Raw genomic sequence first — 5,320 nt, forward strand, 5'->3', positions numbered from 1 at the left:
ATGAAGAAAGTTAAGTAGTGATATATACTTAATAGGGGGGCAAAGGAGGAAATAGATGAGAACAGATTATTTAATAGCATTATTAGAAAAAACAAGTTTATTGGTAATGTTATTTTTACTAATAAGTAAACTAAATATATTTAAAAGTATTTTTGAAAAAGAAAAATATACTAAAAAAGATTTAGCTATAATATCTACAATATTTACATTATTGGCAATAATGGCAACATACAATGGAATTTATTATAAAGGTTCAATAGTAAATACAAGAATAATTTCTATAGTTTCTGGAGGTGTATTATTTGGACCTGTTGTTAGTATTCCTGCAGGGTTTATTGCAGGAGCGCATAGATATTTTATTGATCCAGTGGGTATGACATCTTTACCTTGTTTTATATCAAGTGCTATTGCAGGAATATTATCTGGTATTGCCCATAAAAAAATTCCAAAATCATCAAGAGCTTTCTGGGGAATTTTAGTAGGTATGATTTCAGAAAATATAACAATATTTTTGATATATTTTATTTCAAAACCAACAAATTTAGCCGTTGATATTATACAGGCAATATATTTGCCACTTATCGTTGGACAATTGGGTATAGGGCTTATGGTATCTATTGTCCAGGGAATAGAAAGAGACAAAAAAGAGATCGAAGAAAGAAAAAAGGCAGAAATTACATCACTTCAAAGACAGATTAATCCCCACTTTATATTTAATGCGTTAAATACCATAGCATCATTTATAAGATTTGATCCTCAAAAAGCAAGAGAGCTTATAATAAGCTTATCAACTTATCTTAGACATAATTTGGAATTTAATGACAAACCCATAAGTATAAAAAAAGAAATAACTCAGGTTAAGTCCTTTGTAGATATAGAAAAAGCAAGATTTGGTGAAAGGTTAAAGGTTATTTATGATATTGATGATGTAGATGTAAAAATACCAAGTTTAATTATTCAACCTCTAGTTGAAAATGCTATTATTCATGGAATTTTAAGTAAAGACAAAAGTAAAAGTGGACAAGTAATTGTTTCAATTAAAGATTTGGGGGATAGGGTTAAAGTATCTGTCAGAGATGATGGTGTGGGAATAGATGAAAAAATCATAGAGGATTTATATTTGGGGAATATGCCTGAAAATAAAATAGGACTTTATAATGTGCATTTAAGATTAAAACTATATTATTATAAGGGATTAGATATAAAAAAATTAGACAATGGAACTTTAATTGAATTTTATGTGGGGAGGTAAAATATGAAAGTTATTATAGTTGATGATGAATATCCAGCAAGAAAAGAATTAAGATATTTTATAGAAAATTATACAGATATGGACATTATAGGTGAATTTGATAATGGTTTAGATGTACTTAATTTTATACAAGAAAATACATTAGATGCTATATTTTTAGATATTAACATTCCTAAATTAGATGGAATGCTTTTAGCAAAAACAATAGATAAATTTGAAAAAAGACCTAAAATAATTTTTATAACTGCTTACGATGATTATGCTGTGGAAGCATTTAATTTAGAAATCTTTGACTATATTTTAAAGCCATACTCAGATGAAAGAATTATTTCTATGCTACATAGATTAAAAGATACTTCTGATAAAAAAAATAATGAAGATAAAGCAGAGTACCAAAAGATGAGAAATAAAATAAGCCTTTGGAAAGATGATAAAATACATATTGTCGATGTGAATGATATTTATTATTGTGAAGCAAGGGAAAGATATACTCATATTTTTACTAAAGATGAAGAATATGAAATTAGAGAAGGTATATCAGAAGTAGAGAAAACAATAAACTATAATATTTTTTTTAGAAGTCATAGATCTTATTTAGTAAATTTAGAAAAAATAGAAGAAATAATACCTTGGTTTAATAATACGTATATTTTAAAACTAAACAAAGGAAAATACGAGATAACAGTAAGTAGGAGTAGAGTTAAGTTATTTAGGCAACTTATGAATATATAAATGCAACTCATGTATAGATTATGACCTTTCGTACATAAGAAATCATTTTCCTGAATAAGAAGACTATCATATTGGTGTAGGGATAAAGAACTTATAAATATAAATAAATATAAACAAGTCTCTATAAAAAATATATAAGGGGGAAGGAATTATGATTACTTTTTTTAGTGCAATAGTTATTTTAATCTTAGGTTATTTCTTATACGGAAGATTTGTAGAAAGAACATTTGGAATCGACGATTCATTACAAACTCCAGCATTAGCTTTAGAAGATGGAGTTGACTACGTTCCAATGAACTGGAAGAAAATCTTTCTTATTCAATTTTTAAACATAGCTGGACTTGGTCCAATATTCGGTGCAATACAAGGAGCATTGTTTGGACCTTCAGCATTTTTATGGATAGTATTTGGAACAATATTTGCAGGTGGTGTTCATGACTTTTTATCAGGTTATTTATCACTTAAAAACAAAGGTGTATCAGCATCAGAGCTTGTTGGTATATATCTAGGCGAAAATGCAAGAAAAATTATGGTAGTATTTAGTGTAGTTTTATTAGTTCTTGTAGGAGTTGTATTTGTAACAGGACCAGCAGGATTATTAAATAGTTTAACTAAAGTAGATACACAAATTTGGGTAGTAGTAATATTTGCTTATTATATAATTGCTACAGTATTACCTATAGATAAAGTAATAGGTAAAATTTATCCTCTATTTGGTGCAGCGCTTATACTAATGGCAGTTGGCATAGCTGGAGGATTATTTGTAAAAGGTTATTCTATACCAGAGTTAACATTAACAAACTTCCACCCAGATGGAAAATCAATATTCCCATATTTATTTATAACAATAGCTTGTGGTGCAATATCAGGTTTCCATGCTACACAATCACCTTTAATGGCTAGATGTGTTGAGCATGAAAGGGAAATAAGACCAGTATTTTATGGTTCAATGGTAGCAGAAGGTATAATAGCATTAATATGGGCAGCAGCAGCTATGGCATTCTTCCATGGTGAACCACAATTACAAGCGTTATATGGATCAACTCCAGCAGTTGGTGTTCAACAAATGTCAGTGGAACTACTTGGACCAGTAGGTGCAGCCCTTGCAATACTAGGAGTTGTAGCATGTCCAATAACTTCTGGGGATACAGCTTTTAGAAGTGCAAGACTTACAATAGCTGATTCATTTAGTATAAAACAAGAGTCAATGAAAAATAGATTTATGATAGCAATACCTTTATTTGCAGTAGGTATAGCTCTTACATTTATAGATTTCAATATTATATGGAGATATTTTGCATGGTCAAACCAAACATTAGCAATGATAATGTTATGGACAGGCTCAATGTTCTTACTTAAATCTAATAAAAATTACTTTATAACTGCTATACCAGCAATATTTATGACAGTAGTAACATTTAGCTATATAATGCAAGCACCAGAAGGATTTAAATTATCACCAGAAGTAGGTAATGGAATAGGTTTAGTTGCAGGTTTAATTTTAGCAGTTTTATTCTTTAATAAAGTAAGAAAAGTAAAATCTGAAAGCAATAAAGAACACATAGCTTAATAGATACAAATTAATATATAAAACCCCGCTATAAAATAAGTATTAAAATAAACTACTTGTCATAAATCAGGTAGTTTATTTTTTAACTAAGCGTACTTACTCATTGCATTATATCAAATATTATTTCTTTATTTTTTATGGTGGATTTAGAGTTAGATAAATTTTATAATGTATATGTATGAATGACATATGTCATGTAACTTAATAATATTAGTATGATAAAGTATAATTAACATATATATACAGGAGAGTAGTTATGAATAAAATTAATCAAACAATTGAATTTATAAAAGAAATAGAGGGATTAAAATCAGTAACAAGAACTGCTTGGACAAAAACCGGTCGTAGAGAATCTACAGCAGAGCATTCTTGGAGATTAGCAATGTTGTTAATGGTCTTAGAAGAGGACTTTAAAGATGTTGATATTAATAAAGCAATAAAGATGAGCTTAGTTCATGATTTGGGTGAACTTTATGATGGTGATATATCAGCAAAACTTCAAAGTTCAGATGATAATAAATCACATATGGAAGAAAAAGCCATGAGAAGAATGTTAACAACACTACCAGAAAGTTTGGGTGGAAAAATATATGATTTATGGAAAGAATATAATGAGTGTTCTACAAAAGAAGCTAATCTTGTAAAAGCTATGGATAAACTTGAAACTATAGTTCAACACAATCAAGGGAAAAATCCTGATGATTTTGATTATGAATTCAATTTGCAATATGGATTACAATATTTTGAAGATAATGGAAAACTTAAATTAATGAGGAATATAATTGATGAAGATACAAAGCTTAGTATAAAGTCAAAATATTAAATAAGTTTTAAAATTATTTAAAAGTTGCTAAATAATCATAGCAACTTTTTTGTTTTTAGAGTAATAGAAAGTCTTATGAGTAAAATTAACAAATATAACAACAGGTATTATAAAAAGGTTTTATTTGTTTCATTTGATTTATAAGTTAGTAGAAACAGTGCATTGGTATGCTTACTATAAGTAATCAACTTTTGAATGATTATCTGGAAAGTAGGTAGATAGAATGAGTGAGATTGACAGTAGCCATAATTATATATAAGATAAAATTAAGAGTATATAATAAATTATACTTGTATTATTATCTAGGAGGTTACAATCTGGAGGGGATAAAATAATCACAATTATTAATGGTTGAGGATTTAATATGGAGGAGGTTATAGAATGAACAATTCAAAAAAATTTTTTATATGCAGTATTTGTGGAAATTTAATAGAAATGATAGACCATAAAGGACCTAAAGTAGTATGTTGTGGTAAAACCATGAATGAGCTAGTGGCAAATACAACAGAAGCTTCAGTAGAAAAACATATACCAGTATTAAATATAAATGAAAACAAAGTAAAAGTACAAGTTGGAAGCACATTACATCCTATGATACAAGAGCATCATATAAGTTGGATATATCTGTTAACTACACAAGGTGTGCAACGTAAACATTTAGAGATAGATAGTGATCCAATTATAGAATTTACTTTAAATGAAGATGATAAAGTATTAGAAGCATATGCTTATTGTAATCTTCATGGATTATGGAAAGTAGAATTATAGATAAAAACATAAGTAAGTTATATAAAATATAAGAGAATTGTAGATGAAGAACTCTAGTAATTAGAGTTCTTTTTTATTTATACGAAAGTATGTTGTAGGCTTCCTGTGTACTTATTGTTTCTACGAAGACTTACATTTAATTAATTATAAAAAATAAGAAACATAGTGGTATAAG

5 protein-coding genes are annotated in these 5,320 nt (G+C 27.9%); all 5 read left to right on the forward strand.

Annotated features, from left to right (window positions below):
* The first annotated feature begins 55 nt into the window (after positions 1-55).
* The 5 genes from NSA58_RS15500 (at position 56) to NSA58_RS15520 (ending at position 5,145) form a co-directional block, all read left to right on the forward strand.
* Entirely contained in the window at positions 56-1,252 is a 1,197-nt protein-coding gene (locus tag NSA58_RS15500) for a sensor histidine kinase (protein ID WP_039677881.1), read from the forward strand.
* A 3-nt stretch (positions 1,253-1,255) separates the two neighbouring features.
* Positions 1,256-1,984 (forward strand): LytR/AlgR family response regulator transcription factor, encoded by a 729-nt coding sequence (locus tag NSA58_RS15505; protein WP_039677882.1) that lies wholly within the window; start codon positions 1,256-1,258, stop codon positions 1,982-1,984.
* A gap of 151 nt (positions 1,985-2,135) precedes the next feature.
* Positions 2,136-3,554 (forward strand): carbon starvation CstA family protein, encoded by a 1,419-nt coding sequence (locus NSA58_RS15510; RefSeq protein WP_039677883.1) that lies wholly within the window; start codon positions 2,136-2,138, stop codon positions 3,552-3,554.
* Positions 3,555-3,810: 256 nt separating this feature from the next.
* On the forward strand, positions 3,811-4,377 hold the full coding sequence (locus NSA58_RS15515) for an HD domain-containing protein (protein ID WP_039677884.1): 567 nt from the start codon (positions 3,811-3,813) through the stop codon (positions 4,375-4,377).
* Between the two features lie 381 nt (positions 4,378-4,758).
* Positions 4,759-5,145 (forward strand): desulfoferrodoxin family protein, encoded by a 387-nt coding sequence (locus tag NSA58_RS15520; protein WP_039677885.1) that lies wholly within the window; start codon positions 4,759-4,761, stop codon positions 5,143-5,145.
* The last annotated feature ends 175 nt before the right edge of the window (positions 5,146-5,320 follow it).

It is taken from the genome of Terrisporobacter muris (assembly GCF_024621905.1).
GTDB lineage: Bacteria > Bacillota > Clostridia > Peptostreptococcales > Peptostreptococcaceae > Terrisporobacter > Terrisporobacter muris.